This window comes from Streptomyces phaeochromogenes, assembly GCF_001418655.1.
Lineage (GTDB): Bacteria > Actinomycetota > Actinomycetes > Streptomycetales > Streptomycetaceae > Streptomyces > Streptomyces phaeochromogenes.
On the sequence record NZ_LIQZ01000025.1, the window covers coordinates 1 to 22565 of the forward strand.

At 69.6% G+C, this 22565-nt stretch carries 21 protein-coding genes and 1 pseudogene; 16 read left to right on the forward strand and 6 right to left on the reverse strand.

Annotation, left to right across the window (positions count from 1 at the left end; translation table 11 throughout):
- Positions 1-495: pseudogene (locus tag AOK17_RS04080) on the reverse strand (hypothetical protein); the annotation flags it as partial.
- Between the two features lie 484 nt (positions 496-979).
- Here AOK17_RS04080 and AOK17_RS04085 point away from each other — a divergent pair.
- The 9 genes from AOK17_RS04085 to AOK17_RS04125 all read left to right on the forward strand — a co-directional run bounded on the left by AOK17_RS04085 (position 980) and on the right by AOK17_RS04125 (position 7619).
- Positions 980-1699 carry a hypothetical protein gene (locus AOK17_RS04085; RefSeq protein ID WP_055610895.1) on the forward strand — a complete coding sequence of 240 codons (720 nt, stop codon included), beginning with the start codon at positions 980-982 and terminating at the stop codon, positions 1697-1699.
- Between the two features lie 23 nt (positions 1700-1722).
- Positions 1723-2577 (forward strand): hypothetical protein, encoded by an 855-nt coding sequence (locus tag AOK17_RS04090; protein WP_055610896.1) that lies wholly within the window; start codon positions 1723-1725, stop codon positions 2575-2577.
- Positions 2574-3887 (forward strand): TadA family conjugal transfer-associated ATPase, encoded by a 1314-nt coding sequence (locus AOK17_RS04095; protein WP_055610897.1) that lies wholly within the window; start codon positions 2574-2576, stop codon positions 3885-3887. The genes AOK17_RS04090 and AOK17_RS04095 overlap by 4 nt, the downstream gene beginning before the upstream one ends.
- Before the next feature lie 31 nt (positions 3888-3918).
- Positions 3919-4872, forward strand: a complete 954-nt coding sequence (locus tag AOK17_RS04100; RefSeq protein WP_055610929.1) for a type II secretion system F family protein — start codon at positions 3919-3921, stop codon at positions 4870-4872.
- Positions 4869-5798 carry a type II secretion system F family protein gene (locus tag AOK17_RS04105; RefSeq protein ID WP_055610898.1) on the forward strand — a complete coding sequence of 310 codons (930 nt, stop codon included), beginning with the start codon at positions 4869-4871 and terminating at the stop codon, positions 5796-5798. Before AOK17_RS04100 ends, AOK17_RS04105 begins: the two co-directional genes overlap by 4 nt.
- Before the next feature lie 105 nt (positions 5799-5903).
- Positions 5904-6155 carry a hypothetical protein gene (locus AOK17_RS04110; protein ID WP_055610899.1) on the forward strand — a complete coding sequence of 84 codons (252 nt, stop codon included), beginning with the start codon at positions 5904-5906 and terminating at the stop codon, positions 6153-6155.
- Between the two features lie 131 nt (positions 6156-6286).
- A complete protein-coding gene (locus tag AOK17_RS04115; RefSeq protein WP_245697004.1) occupies positions 6287-6667 on the forward strand; it encodes a TadE family protein in 381 nt (126 codons plus the stop codon).
- Positions 6667-7155 carry a TadE/TadG family type IV pilus assembly protein gene (locus tag AOK17_RS04120; RefSeq protein ID WP_245697003.1) on the forward strand — a complete coding sequence of 163 codons (489 nt, stop codon included), beginning with the start codon at positions 6667-6669 and terminating at the stop codon, positions 7153-7155. Before AOK17_RS04115 ends, AOK17_RS04120 begins: the two co-directional genes overlap by 1 nt.
- Positions 7152-7619: a pilus assembly protein TadG-related protein gene (locus AOK17_RS04125; protein ID WP_388359795.1), complete on the forward strand. Its 468-nt coding sequence runs from the start codon at positions 7152-7154 to the stop codon at positions 7617-7619. The genes AOK17_RS04120 and AOK17_RS04125 overlap by 4 nt, the downstream gene beginning before the upstream one ends.
- Before the next feature lie 70 nt (positions 7620-7689).
- On the opposite strand, the gene AOK17_RS04130 is transcribed toward AOK17_RS04125, so the two are convergent.
- From AOK17_RS04130 to AOK17_RS04145, 4 genes are all read right to left on the reverse strand, one after another.
- On the reverse strand, positions 7690-8025 hold the full coding sequence (locus AOK17_RS04130; RefSeq protein ID WP_055610902.1) for a hypothetical protein: 336 nt from the start codon (positions 8023-8025) through the stop codon (positions 7690-7692).
- A 123-nt stretch (positions 8026-8148) separates the two neighbouring features.
- Positions 8149-9168, reverse strand: coding sequence for a DUF8094 domain-containing protein (locus tag AOK17_RS04135; RefSeq protein ID WP_055610903.1), 1020 nt, complete (start codon positions 9166-9168; stop codon positions 8149-8151).
- A gap of 92 nt (positions 9169-9260) precedes the next feature.
- Positions 9261-10313, reverse strand: a complete 1053-nt coding sequence (locus AOK17_RS04140) for a hypothetical protein (RefSeq protein ID WP_055610931.1) — start codon at positions 10311-10313, stop codon at positions 9261-9263.
- Positions 10310-10960, reverse strand: coding sequence for a hypothetical protein (locus tag AOK17_RS04145; RefSeq protein ID WP_055610904.1), 651 nt, complete (start codon positions 10958-10960; stop codon positions 10310-10312). The genes AOK17_RS04140 and AOK17_RS04145 overlap by 4 nt, the downstream gene beginning before the upstream one ends.
- A gap of 320 nt (positions 10961-11280) precedes the next feature.
- Here AOK17_RS04145 and AOK17_RS04150 point away from each other — a divergent pair, with 320 nt between their 5' ends.
- From AOK17_RS04150 to AOK17_RS04165, 4 genes are all read left to right on the forward strand, one after another.
- A complete protein-coding gene (locus AOK17_RS04150) occupies positions 11281-14298 on the forward strand; it encodes a bacterial transcriptional activator domain-containing protein (RefSeq protein WP_055610905.1) in 3018 nt (1005 codons plus the stop codon).
- A 69-nt stretch (positions 14299-14367) separates the two neighbouring features.
- Complete coding sequence (locus AOK17_RS04155; RefSeq protein ID WP_055610906.1) at positions 14368-15096, forward strand: prepilin peptidase; 729 nt, start codon at positions 14368-14370, stop codon at positions 15094-15096.
- A 95-nt stretch (positions 15097-15191) separates the two neighbouring features.
- Entirely contained in the window at positions 15192-16391 is a 1200-nt protein-coding gene (gene mqnC / locus AOK17_RS04160; protein WP_055610907.1) for a cyclic dehypoxanthinyl futalosine synthase, read from the forward strand.
- Positions 16392-16420: 29 nt separating this feature from the next.
- Complete coding sequence (locus tag AOK17_RS04165) at positions 16421-16870, forward strand: imidazolonepropionase-like domain-containing protein (RefSeq protein ID WP_055610908.1); 450 nt, start codon at positions 16421-16423, stop codon at positions 16868-16870.
- A 164-nt stretch (positions 16871-17034) separates the two neighbouring features.
- On the opposite strand, the gene AOK17_RS04170 is transcribed toward AOK17_RS04165, so the two are convergent.
- The gene (locus tag AOK17_RS04170) at positions 17035-18090 is read right to left on the reverse strand and encodes a chitinase (protein ID WP_055610909.1); all 1056 of its coding nucleotides are present in this window, start codon (positions 18088-18090) and stop codon (positions 17035-17037) included.
- A gap of 176 nt (positions 18091-18266) precedes the next feature.
- Here AOK17_RS04170 and AOK17_RS04175 point away from each other — a divergent pair, with 176 nt between their 5' ends.
- From AOK17_RS04175 to AOK17_RS04185, 3 genes are read left to right on the forward strand one after another with little or no spacing between them, the layout of a single operon-like run.
- Positions 18267-18737: a hypothetical protein gene (locus AOK17_RS04175; RefSeq protein ID WP_079052785.1), complete on the forward strand. Its 471-nt coding sequence runs from the start codon at positions 18267-18269 to the stop codon at positions 18735-18737.
- 19 nt (positions 18738-18756) lie between these two features.
- Complete coding sequence (locus AOK17_RS04180; RefSeq protein ID WP_055610911.1) at positions 18757-21144, forward strand: bifunctional polysaccharide deacetylase/glycosyltransferase family 2 protein; 2388 nt, start codon at positions 18757-18759, stop codon at positions 21142-21144.
- Positions 21144-22541, forward strand: coding sequence for an acyltransferase family protein (locus AOK17_RS04185; RefSeq protein ID WP_055610912.1), 1398 nt, complete (start codon positions 21144-21146; stop codon positions 22539-22541). The genes AOK17_RS04180 and AOK17_RS04185 overlap by 1 nt, the downstream gene beginning before the upstream one ends.
- The last annotated feature ends 24 nt before the right edge of the window (positions 22542-22565 follow it).

The following is a 22565-nucleotide window of genomic DNA, read 5'->3' on the forward strand; positions in this document are numbered from 1 at the left end:
CCCCGACCCCGACCCCGCAGGCAACGGCTCCACCTCCGCATACGCGGGAATCGGCACCGTCTCCCTGTCGCCGCTCATCGACCGGCCCACCAGCCAGCCCGGTACGTGTGTCACCGGCACCCCGTGTGCACGCGCCAGGCCCAGGACCTCGCGGTAGCCCGCCAGTCTCGGGTGGAGCAACTCCCTTTTCCAGCGGCGCCGTACGACGACGAGGGACGTCACGGCCACACGGTCCCGGCCTTCGAAGGCCGGGACCGTGTGGCCGAGGAACGGCCACACGATGGCCGCGACCAGTGCCAGGGAGCCCAGCCACATCAGGGGACCGTGCTCGGCGGCACTCAGCGTGCGCCGGTGCCGCGCGAGCATCTCCGTCGTCGCCGCGTCGTCCGTGTAGTCGACGTCGACGCCCCGGCGTGCGCCGACGTCGCGTATCGAGGAGAGGAGCCGGGCATCCGCGGACAGCGCCGCACCACTCACGGGCAGAAGCCCCGTCACCGCAACCAACTCCACCCGTCCGAAACCCGTCCTGAACCCGTACCGAACCCGAAGCGAACCCGTACCGGCGTCGTCCTCGCCGCCGGAGCGCGGCCGAAGATCGCTGGTGATCCTTCCACGGCCCCGCCCCGCCCCCGCCCCACCCCCGTGAGCGAGTAGTGCAGACCTGATGGACGGAGCGTGACGAACGGCCGTCGGAGCAGGGGCGGATGATTCGCTGGTGCACAGTGGCGGCCCCGTATGCAGGGCCTTCCGCAAGCGGGAACCGAACGGCCCGCGTTGCGCGTGGATAACGTCGGGGCGTGTGGGATCCGAGGCCATGGGCGCGCCTTGAGGGGCTTATGCGCTGCTGATACGGTGCGATGACTTGACACTCGTTCCGGCCGTGGCTATTCGACCAGGTCGGGCGGTACGCCCGGTGAGGGTGAAGTGTTCCAAGTGTCCTGAATGACGAAACCTTCTTGGGTGTACGGGGAGCGGTTGCGTGAAGATCCAGGAGCGTACGGGGGCGGGCAACAACCGTTCTGCTGCGCCGGTTCAGCCGACGATGGGGGAGCGCCTTCCCTCGCCGCCTCGCGAGCGCAAACCGGCGTTGGCCGCGCTCGCGGTCCTGCTGATCCTCGTGGGTGCGCTCGGGGCGACCATGCTGGTGCTGCGCGCCGGCGACCGCGTCGAGGTCGTCAAGGTGACGGCCGACATCCAGGCCGGCCAGTCCGTCGGCGACAACGTGGAGTCGGTGCTGGTCGCGGGTGACTCCGGGGTCAACTACGTCAAGTGGAGCCAGGTCGAGACGCTGAAGAAGCTCAAGGCCAAGTCCACCATCTACGGGGGCACCCTCGTCATCGGTGAGATGTTCGGCCCCAAGAGCGCTCTCCCGGCCGGCAAGGCCATCGTCGGTCTCTCCCTCAAGGAGGGGCAGTACCCCGAGGGCATCGAGGTGGGCGACCTCGTGGCCGCCTACCAGGTCGGCAACACCAGCTCCTCGAACTCGGACGACGAGACGGGCACCGGTGCCGCGGGCAACGGCAGCACTCCGATCGTCTCCGACGCGCGCATCACCACCGTGCCCTCGACCAAGAGCGACACCACCATCAGCAGCACCAACAAGCGCTACACGGTGACCGTCGACGAGAGCGATGCCGCCGCGCTGGCCCGCGCCGCCGCGGCGAACCAGGTCGCCCTCGTCAAGGTCCCCGGCAACTAGCGGCGAAGAGAGTCACACACACCATGGCCCTCATCGCCCTCGCCGCCGACAAAGGTTCCCCCGGCGTCACCACGGCGGCCGTCGCCCTCGCCGCCGTCTGGCCCCGCAGGGTGCTGCTCGCCGAGACCGACCCGGCCGGCGGCGACCTCGTGTACCGCAGTGCCGCCGCGCACGGCGGGCCGCTGAACCCGAACACCGGCATGCTCTCCATCGCCGCCACCGCCCGCCGTGGCCTCGTACCGGATCAACTCTGGGACCACGTACAGCCGTTGAGCGGTGGGCTCGAAGTGCTCGTCGGGCTCGGGAACGCCGAGCAGGCGGCCGGGCTCGCGGGGCTGTGGCCCACGCTCGGCCGGGCCTTCGCACAGCTCGCCGACTCCCCGCACGCGCCCGCCGACGTCATCGCGGACTGCGGGCGGATCAGCGGGGACACCCCGGCCGTCGAGATGTTCTCGCAGGCCGCCCTCGTACTTCTCATCTCCCGCACCGAGCCGGAGGCCATCGCGCGCGTACGCGACCGGGCCGCCGCCCTCAGCGCCAAGCTGCACGGCGGAGCGCGCGGTGCCGCCGCCCTCGGCACGCCCCTCATCGGGGTCGTCCTCATCACCGACCCGAGCGAGTCCGGCAAGCTCGTCCACCAGGTCAACGACATGCTGGTGGCCGCGCAGACCGGCGCCCGCGTCGTCGGCACGATCGCCGAAGACCCGGCAGGCGCCGACCAGTTGGCCGGCCGCAAGCGCGGACGGCTCGACAAGTCGCTGCTCATCCGCTCGGCGCGCAAGGTGACCTCGGACCTCTACCAGCAGTTCGGCGCGGCCTGGGCCGTACCGGCGGCCGGCGGTCCCAGCGGTCAGCCCACCGCCGGAGCCGGCCGATGACAGCGGTCGACCACCAGCTGGTCAAGCGGTTCCGGCAGGAGGCCGGTGACCGTATCGCCGAGCAGCGCCGTCTCGACCAGGTCTCCGGCGTCACGCCGATGTCCAACGAGGACGAGCGGCACTACGCCCGCGCGGTGATAGCCCAGATACTGGAGGAGTACGCCCGTACGGAGATCAACTCCGGGCGTACGCCGCTGGACGCCGAGACCGAGGAGCAGTACGCCGCCGCCGTGCACGCCGCGCTCTTCGGAGTGGGGCGTCTGCAGCCGCTGCTGGACAACCCCGAGGTCGAGAACATCGACATCAACGGGTACGACCAGGTCTTCGTCGGCTACGCCAACGGCGAGGAGACCAAGGGCGATCCCGTCGCCGAGACCGACGAGGAGCTCATCGAGCTCATCCAGATCCTCGGCGCGTACTCCGGACTCTCCTCCCGGCCCTTCGACTCCGCCAACCCGCAGCTCGACCTGCGGCTGCCCGACGGGTCCCGGCTCTCCGCCGTCATGGACGTGACCCGGCGCCCGGCGCTCTCCATCCGTCGCGCGCGCATGGGCAAGGTCTTCATGTCCGACCTCGTCGGCAACGGCACGCTCACCCCCGACATCGGGCACTTCCTCGCCTGTGCCGTGCGGGCGCGCAAGAACATCATGATCGCGGGCGCGACCAACGCCGGTAAGACCACCCTCCTGAGGGCCCTGGCGAACGAGATCCCGCCGCACGAGCGCCTCATCACCGTCGAGCGCGCCCTGGAGCTCGGCCTCGACCAGTTCGCCGATCTGCACCCGAACGTCGTGGCGTTCGAGGAGCGGCTGCCCAACTCCGAGGGCCAGGGCACCATTTCGATGGCGGAGCTGGTCCGGCGGTCGCTGCGTATGAACCCCTCGCGCGTCATCGTCGGTGAGGTCCTCGGCGACGAGATCGTGACCATGCTGAACGCGATGTCCCAGGGCAACGACGGCTCGCTGTCCACGATCCACGCCAACAGCTCCAGCGAGGTCTTCAACCGTATTTCCACGTACGCGCTCCAGGCCACCGAGCGGCTGCCCATCGAGGCCAGCCAGATGCTCGTCGCGGGCGCGGTGAACTTCGTCGTCTTCGTTCAGCGGCGCAACAACTACCAGACGGGCGGGCGACTTCAGCGCATGGTCACCTCCATCCGCGAGGTCAACGGCGTCGACGGACGTGTCCTGTCCAGTGAGGTGTTCGCCGAGGCGGCGGACGGCCGGATCGTGCCGCACGCGCCCCTCGCCTGCCTCGAAGACCTGATCCAGCACGGCTATCGCCTGCCCGGCGGCGGGAACTGGGGGTGAGCTGACCATGAACCTCGACGGACTCGGCTCCATGGGTGGGTTGTTCTCGACCACCGTCCTGTACGCGCTCGCGTGCGGCATCGCCGTCGGCGGCGGCCTCGCGCTGTTCGCCGTCGCGGTCCGCGGACTGCCCGCCAAGCCCGAACACGAAAAGCAGAAGGCGAGCGAACGGGCCTCCGAGCTCGTACGGTTCGCCGGTCAGCGCGGTTCGATCGCGGCCGGCGCCGGCATCGTCGTCCTGCTGCTCACGCGGTGGGCCGTCGCCGGAATCGCGACCGCCGTCCTCGTCTTCTTCTGGGACAAGCTCTTCGGCGGCGCCTCCGAGGAGAAGTCCGCCATGCGCCGCGTGGAGGCCCTCGCCTCCTGGACCGAGTCGCTGCGCGACACCATCGCGGGCGCGGTCGGCCTGGAGCAGGCCATTCCCGCCTCCGCACGCGCCGCGGCACCGGTCCTGCGCCCGCACCTCGACGCCCTCGTCGACCGCCTCCGCTCCCGTACGCCGCTGCCGGAAGCCCTGCAGCAGCTCGCCGACGAGATCGACGACGCGTCCGCCGACATCATCGTGGCCGCCCTGATCCTCAACGCGCGGCTGCGCGGCCCGGGTCTGCGGCAGGTCCTGGGCGCACTCGCCAAGTCGGCGCGCGAAGAGGTCGACATGCGGCAGCGGGTCATGGCGCAGCGCGCCTCGACCCGTCGCTCCGTACAGATCGTCGTCGCGGTGTCGGTCGCGTTCGTCCTCGGCCTGTCGATCTTCAACCGCGAGTTCGTCGAGCCGTACGGCACGGCGGTCGGCCAGCTCGTACTCGCCTGTGTCTGCGGCCTGTTCGCGCTCGGCTTCGTATGGCTGCGCAAGCTCTCGACCATCGAGACGCCGGAACGCTTCCTCGTACGGGACGAGGCGTCGGTCCAGTTCGTGCGTCCCCGTACGTCGTCGCCCACGCCGTCTCAGCCCCAGTCGCTGCCGGAGGAGGGGGTACGCCGATGAACTCGACCCTGACCATGCCCGTCGTGGTCGGCGCCGTCCTGGGCCTGGGCATCTACGCCCTCGTCCGCGCCATGATGCCGTCCAAGCGAAGCGCGGTCTCGCAGGTCGCGCGCATCGACGCGATGCGGGCGCGGGGAGCGGCGTACGAGTCCTCGCACCGCACCACCGCCGACAAGGGGCGGCTCGGGAGCGTACGGACCGGAGTCGGCGCGCGCGTCTCCGAGTTCTACATGCAGCAGGGCTGGGAGCTGCGGTCGCTGCGGGCCGACCTGGCCGTGCTGGACCGGAGTTGGGAGAACTTCCTCGCGACGAAGGTGCTGCTGGCGGCGGCCGGGCTGTTCTTCGGCCCGTTCATGTTCGCCGTGGTCTGGACGCTCGGCTTCGGCAGCAGCCCCGTCATCCCGGTCTGGCTCGCGCTGATGTTCGCGACCATCTTCTTCTTCCTGCCGGACCTGGAAGTACGCAGGGACGCGGCGGAGAAGCGGCGGGACCTGCGGCGGGTGATCGGCGCGTATCTGGACCTCGTGTCGATGAGCCTCGCGGGCGGCCGGGGTCTCCCGGAGGCCCTGATGGCCGCCGCCGAGGTCTCCGACGGCTGGGCCACGCAGCGCATCCGTAATGCGCTCGCGGATGCCCGGATCACCGGCATCAGCCAGTGGCAGGCGCTCGGTTCGCTGGGCGAGGACCTGGGGGTGGAGGAACTGAAGGACCTGTCGGCCTCGTTGGCGCTGGTCGCGGACGACGGCGCGAAGGTGCGCGAGTCGCTCGCCTCCCGCGCCGAGACGATGCGGCACCGCGAACTCGCCGAGATCGAGGGCAGCGCGGGCGAGAAGTCGCAGTCGATGCTCGTCGCGCAGCTGCTGCTCTGCGCGGGCTTCCTCGTCTTCCTGATCTTCCCGGCGGCGATGCGCGTGTTCCAGGTCTGACTTCGGTACCGACAACTGCATCCCCGAACTGCTCCGAGTACCGACAACTGCATCCCTGAACTGCTCTGAAATGACTCGAGAACTGTCTTGAGAGGACAACTCACCATGAACGGACGGAACTTCAGCACCGGGATCCCGGGGGTGGACTTCCTGATCACCTTCCTCCAGGGGCGGGTGCAGCGTGCCCGCTCCGGCGAGCTCGACCGTGGTGCGTCCGCGGTGGAGTGGGTCATCATCTCGGCGGTCGTCGTGGCGATCGTCGGAGTGGTCGCCGCGATCATCAACGCCGCGCTGAGCGACGGCGCCAACAAGGTCGGCGACTGCATCAAGGGCGCGGACGCGGGCAGCACCTGCTGATTCCGCTCTCCGACTCTCTTCTCTCTCACATCCCTCATATCTCTCATGTCTCTCATACGGGGTAACTGGTGAGCGTACGACGCTGGGTACGCCGCCGGGTGGAGGCCGCCTCCACCCGCGGCGACTCCGGCATGACCGCGATCGAGTTCGTGCTGCTCACGCCCGTGCTCTTCTTCATGATCTTCGCCACCGTGCAGTTCGCGCTGTACTTCTTCGCCGACCACGTCGCCCAGGCGGCGGCCCAGGCCGGCGCCCGCAAGGCCCGCGCGACGGCCGACGAACAGCCGGGCGCGTGGCGGGGCGAGGCACGGGACGTCGTCGACAGCTACATCGCGCAGCTGGGGCCGCAGTTGGTGCTCTCCCCGACCGTGGAGATGCTCCAGCCGGAGCAGAACACGGTGGGCGTGGAGATCACGGCGAAGGTGCCGGCGGTGTTTCCGGGGCTGGACATGACGGTGCACGCGCAGTCCTCGGGACCGGTGGAGCGGTTCGTGCAGGAGGAGGGCAACTGATGCGGGCGATGCGTGCGCTTCCTGCCGGGCGCAGGCCGCGTTCGGCCGTACGGGGCTTTGTACGGCAGCGGGCTCGTGCTGTCGCCGCTGTGGGCGCCCGCGACCGGGGGCTGTCCACCATCGAAGTGGTCATCCTGGCCCCGGTGATGATCCTCTTCATCCTGGTCCTCGTGGCCTTCGGGCAGCTCGTGGACGGGCGAGGTGCGATCGACGGCGCCGCGCGGGACGCGGCCCGGGCCGGCTCGATCCAGAAGAACCACGCCATCGCCATCTCCGAGGCCCGCAAGGCAGCCGCCGCGGACCTCGGCGACGTCTGCTCGGGTCCCGTGACCGTCAACCAGACGAGCGCGGGCTTCGAGCCCGACAGCATCTTCACGGTCGAGGTGAGCTGTGAGGTGCGGGGCCTGGCGATGCTCGGCCTCGACGTCCCCACGACGCTCACCGCGAGCTTCAGTTCGCCGATCGACCCCCTGCGGAGGGCCGCGTGAACATCCCGCCCGCCGTACGCGACTGGGTCGCCGCCCGCCGCACGCGCCTCGACGACCGGGGTTCCGGCGCCGGAGCGGTCATCATCTTCGCCCTGGTCTTCCTGTCCCTGTCGGCCTTCGTCATCGACGGCGGCCTGTCGATCTCCAAGCGGGAACGTGCCGCCGACATCGCCGAACAGGCCGCCCGGTACGCGGCCCAGGACATCGACCGCGAGGCCCTCTACGAGAACGAGGGCGGCCCCGCCCCCATCCTCTTCGAGAACTGCGGCGCCCGGGTCAAGGCCTTCGCCCAGGAGATGGGCATGACCGGCGCGGACATCGCCGCCACCCACTGCGTCGCCGCGAACGCCGACGAGGTCGAGGTGGAGGTCCAGCTCACGTACGCGCCGGTCTTCACGGGGATGTTCTACGGCGGGGATGTGACGGTCCGGGGGCGGGCGGTTGCGGAGAACGAGGTCGGCTGACGGCGTGGGTGGCGAGGCCGGCTGAGGCTCGGGCGCTCACCCACGCGGACGGGGCCACGGGCGGGACGGCCTACTTGCCGCCGCCGCCCTCCTGGCCACCCTTGCCGTCGGACTTCACGCCCTCGGAGACCTGCTTGGCCAGGTCGTCGTCCAGCTTCTTGAACTCCCGGACGATCGCATCGGACATCTGGGCCAGCGCGTCGAGCGCCTGGTTGATGTCCTCGCGGCCGTCCTCCCAGTTGGACTCGAAGTCCTCCAGCTTGTCGTAGACGCCACCGTCGCCGATGTCGTCCTTGTAGGACTCGAAGAGCTTCTTGGTGTGGTTCATCCGCGACTTGATGTCACGCAGCCGGGTGCCGTAGTCCTCCAGCTCACTGAGCGGCAGCGCGAGGTCGGGCTTGCCCATGTGCGTTCCCCCTGTGGTGTCCGTGCCTCGGCGGCTCGTGACTGCTGTCTGCGCAAGTTGTGACTATATGAAGCGGACGGTACCCCTGTCACCGTACCGATATTGCCCCACCGGTCTCCCCGGCTACTTCGAGTCCGTCATCCGGTACTCGTACGCGATCACCGAAGGCTTGCCCGACTTCGGCAGGGTGGCGAGCGTCATGCCCTGGAAGGTGTCGGTGACGATGGCGCGCTTGGCCGGGTTGTAGACGGACTCCTCCTTGTTCGGGTTGATCTCGAAGCTGCCCATGTACTGCTGCTTGAGGAGCGTTTCCTGGGTGTGGGCGGTCGGGACGACCGCGAGCACGCCGCCGTCGGCGAGCCGCAGCGCGTAAGTCGTCCCGTACGCCGGGTCCTTGGCGAAGAACTTCTTGGTCGCCCACTTGGCCAGATCGAACGTGTCGCGCTCCTTGTAGAGCTTGAGGGCGTCCTTGGCCGGGTCCGTGGTGTGGGAGATCGCGGCGCCGGCCTTCTTCCCACCGGTCTCGTACAGGTCCTCGAACGCCGCGCTCACGTCGTTCGGGGCCAGGGCTCCGACACGGGTGGAGGGCGCCACGGCGGTGGCGAGACCGTGGTTGCCGGTGTCGATCGCCGGGATCGGTGCGTCGGAGTAGATCGCGGACGTCAACTTCCAGGCGCCGCCGTCCTTGTCGAAGACCAGGAGGGCGGGGATCTTCGATCCACTGGCGGTGGCCTTGACGGCGAACCAGTCCTCACCGGCAGGGATGTAGTACGTACGGTCCTGGTAGGAGAAGGGCTTCTCGTAGTCGCTCCGGTCCGCCTTCGTCCAGGTGCTGAAGGTCTTGTAGTCCGCCTTGCTCTGCTCGTGGACCTGGCCGCCTTCGACCGTCGCCAGCAGCTTGGCGTTCCGCGTCGCGTTCGCCTTGCCGTTGACAGCCGCGTAGTTGTCGACGATCTTCGCCGCCTGCTGGCGGGTCACGGCGCCCTTGGGGGCGGCGGAGGCCGAGTCCTTCGTGCCGGCCTTCCCGTCGCCCTCGTCCGTGGTGCCGCCGCACCCGGTGAGAGCGACGGTGGAGGTAAGACCGAGCATCAGCAGAGCGATACCGGTCGTGCGTGCGGCGCGTGCGGGGTGGGGGGATGCCATGGTGTGCGCGTCTCTTCTTCTGTTGTGGGGGCTCGGAGAAGCTGTGGGAGTTCGGAGAACGGGAACGACTGCCGCGAAGGGGCTGCCGCCCGTCAGCGGTTGATCGACTGGATTTCCTGGACGTTCATGTCCTGCGTGGTCTCGAAGGTGCCGTCGGGCAGGTCGCCGCCCGCACCGCCGGTGCCCTCCCAGCTGATCTGCCAGGTGACGGAGGCCTTGAGCGCGTAGGGCTCTCCGCTGCTGGCACGCAGGTACGTGATGCCGCAGGGAGGCGTCTGCTCGGCGTCGCCCTTCTTGTACGGGGTGCCGATCGAGCCGTCTTCGTTGATCTCGCACTCGCCGGAGGCGGGGTAGGTCTCGGCGTCCTCGGTACCGGGTTCGAGATGCAGGGCGACCGGCTTTGCCGTCGTCTCCGCCCAGAGGTTGGTACCGGGCAACTCGGCGCGGACCTTGACCTCCTGAAAGGTCCCCTTGTCCAGCCAGACCCAAGTCGGGAGGTTCACCGTGGACTCGGCCGCCGGCTTCAACTCGACCTCGGTCTCGGGGACCTTGACCTTGTCGTACGCGTAGTCGGCGAGGGTCTTCGGAGTGGGGGCGTCCGGCACGTCGGGGATCTCGCCAGCGTCCTGCCAGAACATGAGTTGGCCGCACTTCGACGTGTCGTCGACGTCGTTGACGTCCGGCGCGACTCCGCGCCAGAAGTAGCCGTCCTTGCCGAGGTTGTAGTCCTTGTAGCCCTTCGCGGTCGCCGGCGTGCTGAAGTAGTTGCGAGCGTCCTTCTCGTCCTTGAAGTGCTCGGTCCACAGGCGCGGTCCGATCCAGCCCTGGCGAAGGCTGACGTCACCCTTGCCGTCGTTTTCCGCGAAGTCCTTCAGCTGGGCTGGCGTGAAGACGGGCTCGTACCAGCAGGGCGGTGGCTTCCAGCTCACGTTCGTCGACGAGAGCGCGCCCTGCTTTCCGCCGGTGGGGCCGCTCACCTGGGTGATCTCGATCCGCGACTGGTTGGCCGCGGCGGAGATGTTCCGGTCCTTGTCGGCCGCCCCGTTGACTCCGCCGTCCCCGACGGCGTGCGCTGACGTGGATGCGAGAAGCACCGAAGTGAGTGACGCAGCTGCCAGAGACGACCATCCACGAAGAGACGTCATCGCGAGCAAGCACCCCTCTCCGAGCGGGTCGACAGGTTCTGCCAGACGCCCTGCGTGCTCTTGGCGAGGCTGACGTTGTAGGAAATGCGGGGATCCGTGCCGGCCGGATTTCCCGCGACCTCGCCGGTCTTGCGGTTCTTCGAGTACGCCTTGCTCTCATCGGTGCAATAAGAGAGAGACGCCGCCTTCTTGTTGGTGGCGAAGGAGACCTTGGGGTCGAACGCGGGCAGCTTGCCGAACACCGTGAGGTTCTTGCCGGTGTAGGTCTTGATCCACTGTCGGTCCTGGGACAGTCCGGGCTTGGTGTCGTAGAAGGCGAGAGCGTCACCGCCGTCGGGCTCGTTGGCGATGATCGCCGCGTATCCCGCGCGGAGCTGTTCCTTGGCGTCTGTGAGGAGCGCCTGGGTCTCCGGATCGCTGCTCGTCCAGTCCTCGAAGGTCAACTGGAAGTTCTTCGGGAGCGTGATCTTCGGGCGGTCCACAGCGGCCGACGCTGATGCGGACGCCGAGGCCGACGGACTGCTCGACCCCTTGTCCGCCCCCTTGATGTCGTCGGACGACTTGTCGTCGCTCCCGCCGCAAGCGGTGAGAAGCAGCGCCGCGGAGGCGGCGAGCGCGGCAGCGGTGGTCACGGTGCGGCGGGCCACGGGTGTACTCCCCCTGTATAAGGCATGTGTGCAACAGAGAACGAAGCTATCAGTGGCACGTAGAGGGCCTCGGGGCGGTGCTGGGGGATTGTGTGGGGATCGTGAGATCTGTGACGTGACAGTTGCGAAGTGCTCGGAGCCCAGGCGGGGGACGGCGGACGCCCCAATGGAAATCGCGGGCATAGGGGGCGGCCGGTGAGGAATCGGTCGGGCGCAAGGACTCTGCCTCTCCCCGCCCTTCGACACCCTCAATAAGATCTAAGTAGGCTCAGCACACCCCCGCTCTCCCTCCCTCCACACACGACACCAGGACACCCGCCATGGCGCGACGTACCACTTCCAACTCGACGGGAAGCTCGCCGGGTCCGAGGAATCGGACGCCGCAGCCCCTGCCTCGGCGGCGCCGTACGGTCGGGGACTTTCTGAAGGCGTTCCTTGCCTTCGTGGCCCTGCTCGTGCTGCTGATCGGGGTGCCCGGGGCGCTGGCCTCGCAGATCGGGTGGCCGCTGCCGAGCGGTTCGCCGAGTCTGGACTGGCTCCAGAAAGAGATCAGCGTCGATACGTTCATCAATACGCTGACCGTCGTCGTCTGGTTCGCCTGGGCCCAGTTCACCGCGTGCGTGCTCGTCGAGGTGAAGGCCGCCCTGTCGGGCGTCGGGCTGCCGAACCGCGTGCCCGGCGCAGGCCCGAGCCAGCTGCTCGCGCGGCAGCTCGTCGCGGCCCTGCTGCTCGTCGGCGCGACCGCGGCGAGCTTCACGCCGGGGCTGTCGCAGCTCGGGCAGCAGCTGGACGGGAACCAGCGGCCGGCCGCCGCGGCTGCGCAGCAGACGCCGGGCGGCCTCCTCGGCCAGCAGCAGGAGCAGGCGGCCTCGACGGCCGCCGCCCTGGCCGAGCAGGCGGCCTCCGCCGCCGCGCACGCCGAGAGCGGGACCGGCGCCCACGCCTCCGACGACGACACGAAGTTCTACCGGATCCAGCCGCCCGAGGGCCGTCACCACGACTCCCTCTGGGAGGTCGCCGAGCGCCACCTGGGCGACGGGCGGCGGTACAAGGAGATCTACCAGCTCAACAAGGACCGTACGCAGCCCGACGGTTCGAAGCTTTCCGAGGCCAGCCTCATCCGGCCCGGCTGGATCATGGAGATGCCCGGCGACGCCCGCGGCGGCGAGCTGGTGGAGATGCCCGACGAGGCCCCGAAGGTCTCGGAGGAAGTCCAGCAGCAGATCTCCGACTACGCCCGGACCGGCGGTGCCGAAGGCGCCGGCGGCCAGCAGGGCGGCGGGTCTGGGTCCGGGTCCCTCGACCGCGACACCGCCCACATCAGTCTTCCCGAGCAGCGGCCCGCACCCGACAAGGGGCACCAGCAGGGTCAGCCCGGACAGCAGGGTCAGGACGGGCAGCAAGGACAGCAAGGGCAGGAGCACGCCGCCCCCGCCGGGGAGGACGGCGGGTTCGGGCTGCCGCAGGCGCTGCTCGGCGCGCCCCTCCTCGCCGCCGGACTCCTCGGCGCCCTCGGCCGGCGTCGCCGGCAGGCTCTGTGGCAGTCCGCCCTCGGTGCCGTCGGCGGGCGGCGCGGCATGGAACCGCCGACGCCCACCGGCGCCGCCGCCGACGCGCAGGACGCGCTGCTGGTGGGGGCCGACCCCGAGGGCGTACGCCTTCTCGACCTGTCCCTGCGCGGGCTCGCCGCCTCGCTCGCGGGTGAGTCCCGGCCGCTGCCGACCGTCTACGCGGCCTGGATGAGCGGCAACGGCGACCTGCACCTCCAGCTCGCCCAGCCCGCCGGGAAGCCGCCGGCGCCCTGGCAGCTCGGGCAGGACCAGACGTTCTGGATGCTCGCGCGGGCGGACGCCGAGCGGTACGAGGACGTCGACACGGCCGCTCCCTACCCCGGCCTCGTCAGTCTCGGCACGATGGACGACTCGCGGCTGCTGCTCAACCTGGAGGCCGTGCCCGGCATCGTCTCGCTGAGCGGCCGCGAGCAGGACCGGGCGGGCGTATTCGCCTCCGTGGCCGCCGAGTTGGCGACCAACGGCTGGTCCGACCGCATGACGATCACCCTCGTCGGTTTCGGCGAGGACCTCACTCCCCTCGCGCCCAACCGGCTCCGTCACCTCGACGACATCGAGGCGCTCGTGGAGACCATGGAGGCGGAGACGCGGCAGCGGCGCGGCGCGCTGGGTGCCGCGGGTCACGACTCGGTCCTGACCGGCCGTACGGGCCCTGCCCAGCACACCCGTTGGGCCCCGCACCTCGTGCTGCTCGCCGCCGAGCCGTCCGCCGAGGACGCCGTCACGCTCGCCGAACTGGCCGCCGACGCAAGCAGGTTGGGCATCGGATACCTCGTCGGCACGCAGTCGGGCGATCTGCCCGGTGCCGCCTGGGAGATGGAGATCACCAGCGAGGGCAAGCTCCTCGCGCCGCTCCTCGGCCTCGAACTCGACGCGCAGCTCCTGCCGGTGTCCCAGCAGCGGGCCGTCGTCGAGCTGTTCACCGACGCCGATCCCGAGCGCGACGACGACCGCCCCACCACCACCCCGCCGTTCCTTGTCGACATCAGCGAGCAGGGGCGTCCCGCGGTGTACGCGCGGCTCGTCGGCCCGTACGAGATCATCGGCCTCGAAACGCCGGACGGTGAGCGCAGCCCGTTGCTGCACGAGGCGTTGGCGCTGCTGCTTCTGCACCGCGAGGGTGTGCATCCGCGGGTGCTGTCCTCCGCGCTCTGGCCGCGCGGTGTCACCGACGACGTGCGGGACGCGCTCGTCGAGCGGCTGCGCGCCTGGCTCGGCAACGACCCGGACGGTACGCCGCGGCTCGGCACCGACTCGACCGGGCGGCTCAAGCTCGCCAAGTCCGTCGTGTCCGACCTGGATGTGCTGCGGTCGCTGTACCACGAGGCCACGCAGGGGCGGGGCGCCAACAGCCGTGCCGTACGCGGGCGTCTGCTGACCGACGCGCTGGTGCTGGTGCGGGGGCCGTTGCTGGCCGAGCGGTCGGCCGGGCGGTACGGGTGGCTGACCCACGAGATCATCGACGCCCAACTGCCGTTGCTCGTCGCGGACATCGGGCTCGCGCTGTCCGCGTTCCATCTGGAGAAGGACCGGGCGGAGAAGGCGATCGAGGCGTTGAACGCGGCGCTCGGCTCCGCGCCGGGGGATGAGCGGTTGTGGAACGAGTTGCTGCGGGCCACGCACGCGACGGGCGACAGCGACCGTCTGAAGAGCCTCGCCGCGGATTTGGTCTCGCGTTCCGGGGCACGCGGCCTGCCGCCGCGGACCGAGGCCCTGCTGGACGAACTGCTTCCTGCTTGGCGGAGTGGTGTTGCTGCCGTCGGGTGAGTGGGGGTTGGTTGGCAGGGCGACCGGCGCTGTGGGCACAGCAGTAACGGCAGCGGTGGGGAGCGTGCTGTGGATCTCCTGCTGACTCTTGGTGCCGCCCTCTGGGGCGGCGCCATCGGCGTGTTCATCCCTCGCCCCGCCTATCGCTTCTCCGTCGCCCCCGACGAGCCCTGGCAGACCCGCTGCCCCGAGGGCCATCTCATCGGCGGCTGGGTCGGCCCGGCCCGTTGCCCGGAGTGCTCAGGGCGGCGGGCGTACGGCCCCAGCACCCCCCTCATCACCCTCGCCACCGCTCTCGTCTGCGGGTTGCTGGCCCTGGCGACCGGGACCCGGCCCGAGCTGGGTGTCTGGCTGTTGGTCGCGCCCCTCGGGGTGCTGCTCGCCATCGTGGACTTCACCGTGCAGCGGCTGCCGGACGTGCTGACGCTGTCGCTCGCGGGGGCCGCGCTGGTCCTGCTCGCGGGAGCAGCCGCCGCGCCCGAGAACGCCGGGGACTGGCTGACCGCGCTGTACGGGTCCCTCGCCCTCGGCGGCGGCTACTTCGTGCTGTTCCTCATCAACCCCAACGGCATGGGCTTCGGCGATGTGAAGCTGGCGCTGGGGCTCGGGGCCGTCCTCGGCTGGTACGGCTGGGGAGTCCTGATGCTCGGCACCTTCGCCGGGTTCCTGTTCGGCGGGCTGTACGGGCTGAGCCTCGTCGTGGTCCGCAGGGCCGGGCGCAAGACCTCCATGCCGTTCGGGCCCTTCCTGATCGCGGGTGCCTTCGTGGGCCTCCTCATCGGGGCGTACGCGGCCTGACGTCCGGGGGACCACACGGCCTGACGTCGGGTGATCACCCGGCCTGGCGTACGCTGGATCAGTCCGTCCACACCCCTATGAAAGGGACCGCTCCGGTGACCGAGAAGGCCGACCTTCAGTCCGTCCTCGACCGTGCCGCCGAGGGTGGGCGGATCACCCCGGAAGAGGCGCTCGACCTCTACCGCGACGCCCCGCTGCACGCGCTGGGGTCCGCCGCCGACGCCGTACGCCGTCGTCGGTACGCCGGTACGGAGCACATCGCGACGTACATCATCGAGCGCAACATCAACTACACGAACGTCTGCGTCACGGCGTGCAAGTTCTGCGCCTTCTACGCGCCGCCCAAGGACACCGCCAAGGGCTGGACGCGCGACCTCGACGACATCCTGCGCCGCTGCGCGGAGACCGTCGAGCTCGGCGGGACGCAGATCATGTTCCAGGGCGGGCACCACCCGGACTTCGGCGTCGAGTACTACGAGGAGCACTTCGCCGCGATCAAGGCCGCGTACCCGCAGCTCGTCATCCACAGCCTGGGGGCGAGCGAGGTCGAGCACATGGCCCGTATCTCCAAGGTCTCCGCCGAGGAGGCGATCCAGCGCATTCACGCCGCCGGGCTCGACTCCTTCGCCGGTGCCGGTGCCGAGCTGCTGCCCGCGCGGCCCCGCAAGGCCATCGCCCCGCTCAAGGAGAGCGGCGAGCGCTGGCTGGAGATCATGGAGGCCGCGCACAACCTGGGCGTCGAGTCCACGTCGACCATGCTCATGGGCACCGGCGAGACCAACGCCGAGCGCATCGAGCACCTGCGGATGATCCGTGACGTACAGGACCGGACGGGCGGCTTCCGAGCCTTCATCCCGTACACGTACCAGCCCGAGAACAACCACCTCAAGGGCCGTACGCAGGCCACGCTCTTCGAGTACCTGCGGATGATCGCCATCGCGAGGCTCTTCATGGACAACATCGCCCACATCCAGGGCAGTTGGCTGACGACCGGCAAGGAGGTCGGCCAGCTGTCGCTGCACTACGGCGCGGACGACCTCGGCTCGATCATGCTGGAGGAGAACGTGGTGTCGTCCGCCGGCGCCAAGCACCGCTCCAACCGCATGGAGATCATCGACCTGATCCGCAAGGCCGGCCGCGTCCCGGCCCAGCGGGCCACGACGTACGAGCACCTCGTCGTCCACGACGACCCGGCGAACGACCCGGTCGACGAGCGGGTCATGTCCCACATCTCCTCCACGGCGATCGCGGGCGGCACGGCTCACCCGGAGCTCAAGCTCCTCGCCTCCAACTGAGCCCTTACGAGGACCAGGACCAGGACCAGTTGGAGACCATCCACGCTGCCGACGAGGTACGCGTCGTCTGGGACGGCGGAGAGCCGATCAAGGACGGCGCGGTCGTCGTGGGACGGGACCGGGTGGGGGCCGTGGGGACGTTCGCGGAGATTCGCGAGCGGTTTCCCGACGCACGCGTCCGGCGGTGGCCCGGAGTGCTCGGGCCCGCCCTGGTCCACCGGGGGCCGCTCCCGGACGCCCCGACACCGCGCGAGCGGATTCACGCGGTGCTGAAGCTGGGCGCGGTGGTCGTGCTGGAGGAGTACGCCGACTCACCCGAACTACGGGCCGCCGCCGGGCGGACGGATGTCGTCGTGCTGCCGAGTGCCGCGCCGCCGACGATTCGGGAGGTGGGGCGGGCCGACCTTGCCGTGTTCGCCTCGGACGGCACGTGTATCGCGACCGTGTGCGCGGGGCGGCTTGTGCATCGGCGTCGGTAGCTCCGTAGCTTCGTAGCTCCGCTGGTTGGCTGGGTTTCGGGTGCGGGTTTGTCGTGGTTGCCCGCGCAGTTCCCCGCGCCCCTTAAAAGCAGGGTGCCGCATTTAGGGGCGCGGGGAACTGCGCGGGCAACCCCTACCCACCCGCACTGGAAAAGTGACCCTACTCACCCGGTGAACGCCTCGGCGAAATCTCCCGCCTCCTGCTCGACGCCACTGCAATTCGTCGCCGCGTCATCGGAATCCGCATCGTCCCCTTCACACGGCTGGTCCCGGAACGTCGACCACATCGACACCCACGCAACCCCCTTCTCCTCCGCGAACGAGCGAACCTGTGCCGCGTCGGAGAGGGAGAACGTCTCGTTGTCCACGTCGTTGACGCCGATCATCGAGGTGAGGGCGAGCCCCTTCCAGGCCCCGTCGTCCGACAGCCCGAAGACGTCCTCCAGTTGGTCGTGGGCGGCCTTGGCCGACGTCTCCGCGTAGTCGCCCATGTCCTCGTCGTATGAACTGCCGTAGTTCATGGTCATGATGTTGACCGTGGAGACCTGGACGCCGTTGTCGTTGGCGGACTCCAGCAGCGCCAGGCTGTCGTTGTCGAGCCCGGACGGCATCACGGGCAGGGTGAAGGTGACCGCGAGGTCGGAGCGCTCCTTCTGGAGCAGGGCGATCGCCTCGGAGCGCAGCGCGACCGAGTCGGAGTCGGTCAACTGCTTGCCCTCGATGTCGAAGTCGGCCTCCGTCGCCCCGGCGGCGTCGAGCGCGGCCCCGTACGCCTCGGCCAGCTCGGAGGCGCTGTCGCACGTCGAGGCGAGCTCCTTGCCGGAGGCGCCGCCGAAGGAGACGCGCACGGCGCCACCGGACTCCGTGAGCGCCGATATACGGGACTTGACCGCCGAGTCACCGATGGCCGTCGTGCCGTTCCACTTCGGTGTGCAGCTGCTGCCGCCCGCGATGACGAAGGCGAGGTTGTACGTGGCCGGGGAGCCGGCCGAGTCGTTGTCGGAGGCGGTGGTGGCGCTGACGTACGGGGCGTACGTGGTGGCGGCCGACTCCGCCGGGGCGGAGGCCGAGGCCGATGGCGACCGCGAGGCCGCCCCCGCCGCCGACGGCTGTGAGGACGACGATGACGACGACTCCGAGTCCGGTTCCGAGGAGCACCCGGCGCAGGTCAGGGCGGCCAGACAGACGAACCCTGCAGTCGGCTTGAGGAAACTCCGCATTGCGTATGCACCGCTCTCTGGTTCACGTCGTGGACCGAAAACGTCTCACAGGCGACCGCGGTCCACGAAGCCGAGCGGAACTCTCTCAGGGAAACGACAGGATCAGGCATTTCTCATGGCGCACTCACAAGGAAATCAGAGTTTCGGACACATAAAGGCTGCCTAATATCCGGGGAATGCATTCCGAGCCTGCCATCGAATCCCGCGCCGCTGGGCGTGGCCGCCGCCGCAAACGCGGCAACGGGTCCAACGGGTCCGAAGACGGTCCCGTGTTCGTTGACAACTCCGGGCGCAGAGCGAAGCTGCTGCGCCGGATCGGTCTCCTCCTGGGCGTCGTCTGCATCGGGTACGCGGTCGTGCTCGGCATGGCGTTCATGGGCTGGGGCCCCTCACTCTCCCCGTCCTCGCTGCTGCCCTTCGGGGGCGGCGGCCCGGGCAACCAGAACTCCCGGCCCGGCGGCGGTGTCCAGCCGCAGGGCGGAACCGGCAGCCCGCCCGCGCAGCCCACCGGCGTCCCGCCCACGGGCGTCGCCACCGGCGCCCCGCCGGCCGGAGCCGTGCCCACCGCAGCCCCGTCGGCATCCGCGGACCCCGCCTCCGTCTCCGCTCCGTCCGCGTCCGCCTCGGCGGCCGTGGCCGCCAACTGACCGGAACGCACTCACACTCATGGCTACTACGACGCCCTCGCGCGGCCGCAGGCGCGCCCCGTCCCGGATGACACGGGCCGCGGGCAAGGCCGCGGCGCTGCAGAAACCGCGTGTCATCCTCGCCCTGCTGCTCCTTCTCGCACTCACCAGCGTGATGCTGCTCGACGGCTATCTGCGCGCCGAGGTCGGCGGCGACGAGCGCGTACGCAGCAACGCCAGCTCCAGCAAGGTCCCCGACAAGGTCCTCGACGGCGGGCCGATCCTCTCCTTCAGGGGCGGCGAGGCCCAGAGCCAGTCCGTTCCCGAGAAGACCATCGCGCTCACCTTCGACGACGGCCCCAACCCCACCTGGACCCCGCAGATCCTCAAGATCCTTGAGGCGAACGACGTTCCGGGCACGTTCTTCGTGGTCGGCTCGATGGTGTCGCGCTATCCGAGCATCGTGAAGGACCTGGTGAACCAGGGCAACGAGATCGGCATCCACACCTTCACGCACGTCGACCTCTCGTACCAGAGCGACGACCGGATCGCCCGCGAGATGGACCAGACGCAGCTCGCGCTCGCGGGCGCGGCCGGCATCACGACCACGCTGTTCCGTGCCCCGTACTCCTCCGAGGCGGACGCCATCGACAACTACAGCTGGCCCGTCTACAAGAAGCTCGGCGAGGAGGGCTACACCAGCGTCTTCGTCGACACCGACAGCGACGACTGGAAGCGGCCGGGCGTCTCGAAGATCATCAAGTGGGCCACGCCGTCGAAGAGCAAGGGCGCCTCGGTCCTCTTCCACGACGCGGGCGGCGAGCGTTCGCAGACGGTCAAGGCGCTCGGGACGTACATCAAGAAGATGAAGGCGAAGGGCTACACCTTCACCACCATCAGCGGCGCGATCCGGCAGGGGAACGGCCAGGACGCCCAGAGCGGCCAGAACGCCCAGGCCGGCCAGAACGCCCAGAACAGTCAGCAGCCCGGCAGCGAGCAGGGCGGGCAGAGTGAGCAGAGCGAGCAGGCGGGCGGTCAGGCCCCCGGTGCCCAACAGGGCCAACAGCCGGGGCAGAACGGTCAGTTGGGGCAGTCGGGTGAAGCCGGAGGAGTCAACAGTCTCCAGGCCGCCCACCGCACCGCCACCGGCACCACCCTCTACGAAGGCAAGGCCCTCGTCGCGGCCGTCGCCGTCGCCGAGTGGACCGTACCGGGGCTCGCGGTCGGGCTCGCCGTTGTCGGCGTCGCCGTCATGGGCCGCTTCGGGATGATGCTGATCCTCGCCCGCAGGCACTACCGGCAGCGCAACAAACGCCGGTTCAGCTGGGGGCCGACGGTCACACAGCCCGTCAGCGTGATCGTGCCCGCGTACAACGAGAAGGAGTGCATAGCCAACACCCTTGAGTCGCTGGCGAAGAGCACCCATCCGATCGAGATCATCGTGGTGGACGACGGCTCGACGGACGACACGTCCCAGATCGCGCGCGATGCGGCACGGTCCTTCGGCATGACGAACGTCCGGGTCATCCGCCAGGAGAACGCGGGCAAGCCGGCCGCCCTCAACAACGGGGTCCGCAGCGCCAGTTACGACATCGTCGTGATGATGGACGGTGACACCGTCTTCGAGCCGGACGCCGTGCACCAGCTCGTCCAGCCCTTCGCGGACCCGGAGGTCGGCGCGGTCGCGGGCAACGCCAAGGTCGGCAACCGCAACACGATCATCGGCGCCTGGCAGCACATCGAGTACGTGATGGGCTTCAACCTCGACCGCCGCATGTACGACCTGCTGCGCTGCATGCCCACGATCCCGGGCGCGATCGGCGCGTTCCGCCGGGACGCCGTCCTGGAGGTCGGCGGCATGAGCGAGGACACCCTCGCCGAGGACACCGACATCACCATCGCGATGCACCGCGGCGGCTGGCGGGTCGTCTACCAGGAGCACGCCAGGGCCTGGACGGAGGCGCCCGCCTCGCTCAAGCAGCTGTGGTCACAGCGCTACCGCTGGTCGTACGGGACGATGCAGGCGCTGTGGAAGCACCGCAAGTCCCTTACGGACAAGGGTCCTTCGGGCCGCTTCGGCCGGGTCGGCATGCCACTGGTCGTCATCTTCCAGATCATCACGCCGGTCTTCGCCCCGCTCATCGACGTGTTCACCGCCTACTCGATGATCTTCATCGACTTCAAGGCCGCCCTGCTCGCCTGGCTGGCCGTCCTGGGCATCCAACTCGTCTGCGCGGCCTACGCGTTCCGGCTCGACCGGGAGAAGTACCGTTACCTGCTGATGATGCCGCTGCAGCAGCTCGCGTACCGGCAGATGATGTACCTCGTCCTCATCCACTCCTGCATCACCGCCCTCACCGGCGGCCGTCTGCGCTGGCAGAAGCTGAAGCGCACGGGCGAGGTCGGCACACCGGCGGGGGTCAGCTGATGAGTTGGGGGACGGACCAGCCGGGCTACCCGCCGGAACAACCGCCGGGCTATGGGTATGGGGACGGCTACGGGTCCGGCCGGCAGCAACAGCCGTACGGGCAGCCGCAGTACGGTGGCCGGCCGTATCCCCAGCAGTACGACGGCCACGACCAGCAGGGGTACGCGCCCGAGTACGTACCGGAGTACCCGCCTGCGGACTACTCGGCGTACCCCGCGCCGGAGCAGGTGCCGGGACAGCTGTCGGGCGACACGGCACAACTGCCGCCGGTGGAACCGGAGTTCGCGGCCACCACCGAGGCCGGGCTTCGCGGCCGGGAGTCGGAGCCCGAACCGGCCCCGGCCCCGGACGCACCGCCGAAGCCCGCAGGCCGCGACCGCTACTTCGACACCCTGCGCGCGGTCGCCCTGGTCCGCGTCGTCACGTACCACACCTTCGGCTGGGCCTGGGCGGGGATGGTCTTCCCCTCCATGGGGATCATGTTCGCGCTGGCCGGCACGCTGATGGCGAAGTCGCTGGAGCGGCCCGCCCTCAAGGTGATCAGGAGCCGGATCCGCCGGCTGCTGCCGCCCTTCTGGTTCTGGGGCTTCTTCGTCGTGACCGCGATGCTGATCCACGACTGGATGCCCGGCTGGCAGATCGTCTACTGGATCGTGCCGCTCGGCGATCCGCCGGGCAACGCGTGGGGCGAGCAGGCCTGGGAGATCCTCTGGTACCTGCGGACGTACCTCTGGTTCGTGCTGCTCTCGCCCCTTCTCCTGAGGGTGTTCCGGCTGGCCCCGGTCGCGGTGCTCGTTCTCTCCCTCGCCCCGATCCTGGTCGTCCACTTCCTGTGGGAGCCGCCGGACGACCGCTTCGGGAGCGCGCTCACCGACCTGGCCACCTTCCTCTTCTGCTGGATCCTCGGCTTCGCGCACCGCGACGGCGTCCTGCAACGGCTCAAGCCGTTCGCCGTTGTCGTCCTCTCGCTCGCCGCGATCGGCTACGGCGGCTGGTACGCCTTCACGCACCAGGCCGAGACGGGTTCGTACGACCTCGACGACATCCCGCTCGCGCAGGCCTTCTGGTCGGCGGGGTTCGTGACACTCCTGATGTACGCGAAGGCGCACTTCCGGATCGACTTCGCGGGGCTGGCCCGCTTCAAGCGCCTCGACCGGATCGTGACGATCTTCAACGCGCGTGCCGTGACCCTCTACCTCTGGCACGAGATCGCGCTGATCCTGGCCGTCCCGCTGATCGACCAGTTCTGGAACGTGCCGGCCTTCGAGACGTATCTGCCGCTGGAGAGCCAGTGGTTCATGTTCGGCATCGGCTGGATCCTCATCGCCGTGTTCATCCTGCTCTGCGGCTGGGTGGAGGACGTGGCGGCGAAGAAGAAGCCGAGGCTGCTGCCCTGACGGGCCCGCTGCTGCCCTGAGTCC

What these genes read in the sequence shown, in the direction of transcription:
- AOK17_RS04090 (WP_055610896.1), top strand. Translation starts at nt 1,723, where the DNA reads ATGGCCCTCATCGCCCTCGCCGCCGACAAAGGTTCCCCCGGCGTCACC.
- AOK17_RS04095 (WP_055610897.1), top strand. Translation starts at nt 2,574, where the DNA reads ATGACAGCGGTCGACCACCAGCTGGTCAAGCGGTTCCGGCAGGAGGCC.
- AOK17_RS04100 (WP_055610929.1), top strand. Translation starts at nt 3,919, where the DNA reads ATGGGTGGGTTGTTCTCGACCACCGTCCTGTACGCGCTCGCGTGCGGC.
- AOK17_RS04105 (WP_055610898.1), top strand. Translation starts at nt 4,869, where the DNA reads ATGAACTCGACCCTGACCATGCCCGTCGTGGTCGGCGCCGTCCTGGGC.
- AOK17_RS04110 (WP_055610899.1), top strand. Translation starts at nt 5,904, where the DNA reads ATGAACGGACGGAACTTCAGCACCGGGATCCCGGGGGTGGACTTCCTG.
- AOK17_RS04115 (WP_245697004.1), top strand. Translation starts at nt 6,287, where the DNA reads ATGACCGCGATCGAGTTCGTGCTGCTCACGCCCGTGCTCTTCTTCATG.
- AOK17_RS04120 (WP_245697003.1), top strand. Translation starts at nt 6,667, where the DNA reads ATGCGGGCGATGCGTGCGCTTCCTGCCGGGCGCAGGCCGCGTTCGGCC.
- AOK17_RS04130 (WP_055610902.1), bottom strand. Translation starts at nt 8,025, where the DNA reads ATGGGCAAGCCCGACCTCGCGCTGCCGCTCAGTGAGCTGGAGGACTAC.
- AOK17_RS04135 (WP_055610903.1), bottom strand. Translation starts at nt 9,168, where the DNA reads ATGGCATCCCCCCACCCCGCACGCGCCGCACGCACGACCGGTATCGCT.
- AOK17_RS04140 (WP_055610931.1), bottom strand. Translation starts at nt 10,313, where the DNA reads ATGACGTCTCTTCGTGGATGGTCGTCTCTGGCAGCTGCGTCACTCACT.
- AOK17_RS04150 (WP_055610905.1), top strand. Translation starts at nt 11,281, where the DNA reads ATGGCGCGACGTACCACTTCCAACTCGACGGGAAGCTCGCCGGGTCCG.
- AOK17_RS04170 (WP_055610909.1), bottom strand. Translation starts at nt 18,090, where the DNA reads ATGCGGAGTTTCCTCAAGCCGACTGCAGGGTTCGTCTGTCTGGCCGCC.
- AOK17_RS04175 (WP_079052785.1), top strand. Translation starts at nt 18,267, where the DNA reads ATGCATTCCGAGCCTGCCATCGAATCCCGCGCCGCTGGGCGTGGCCGC.
- AOK17_RS04180 (WP_055610911.1), top strand. Translation starts at nt 18,757, where the DNA reads ATGGCTACTACGACGCCCTCGCGCGGCCGCAGGCGCGCCCCGTCCCGG.
- AOK17_RS04185 (WP_055610912.1), top strand. Translation starts at nt 21,144, where the DNA reads ATGAGTTGGGGGACGGACCAGCCGGGCTACCCGCCGGAACAACCGCCG.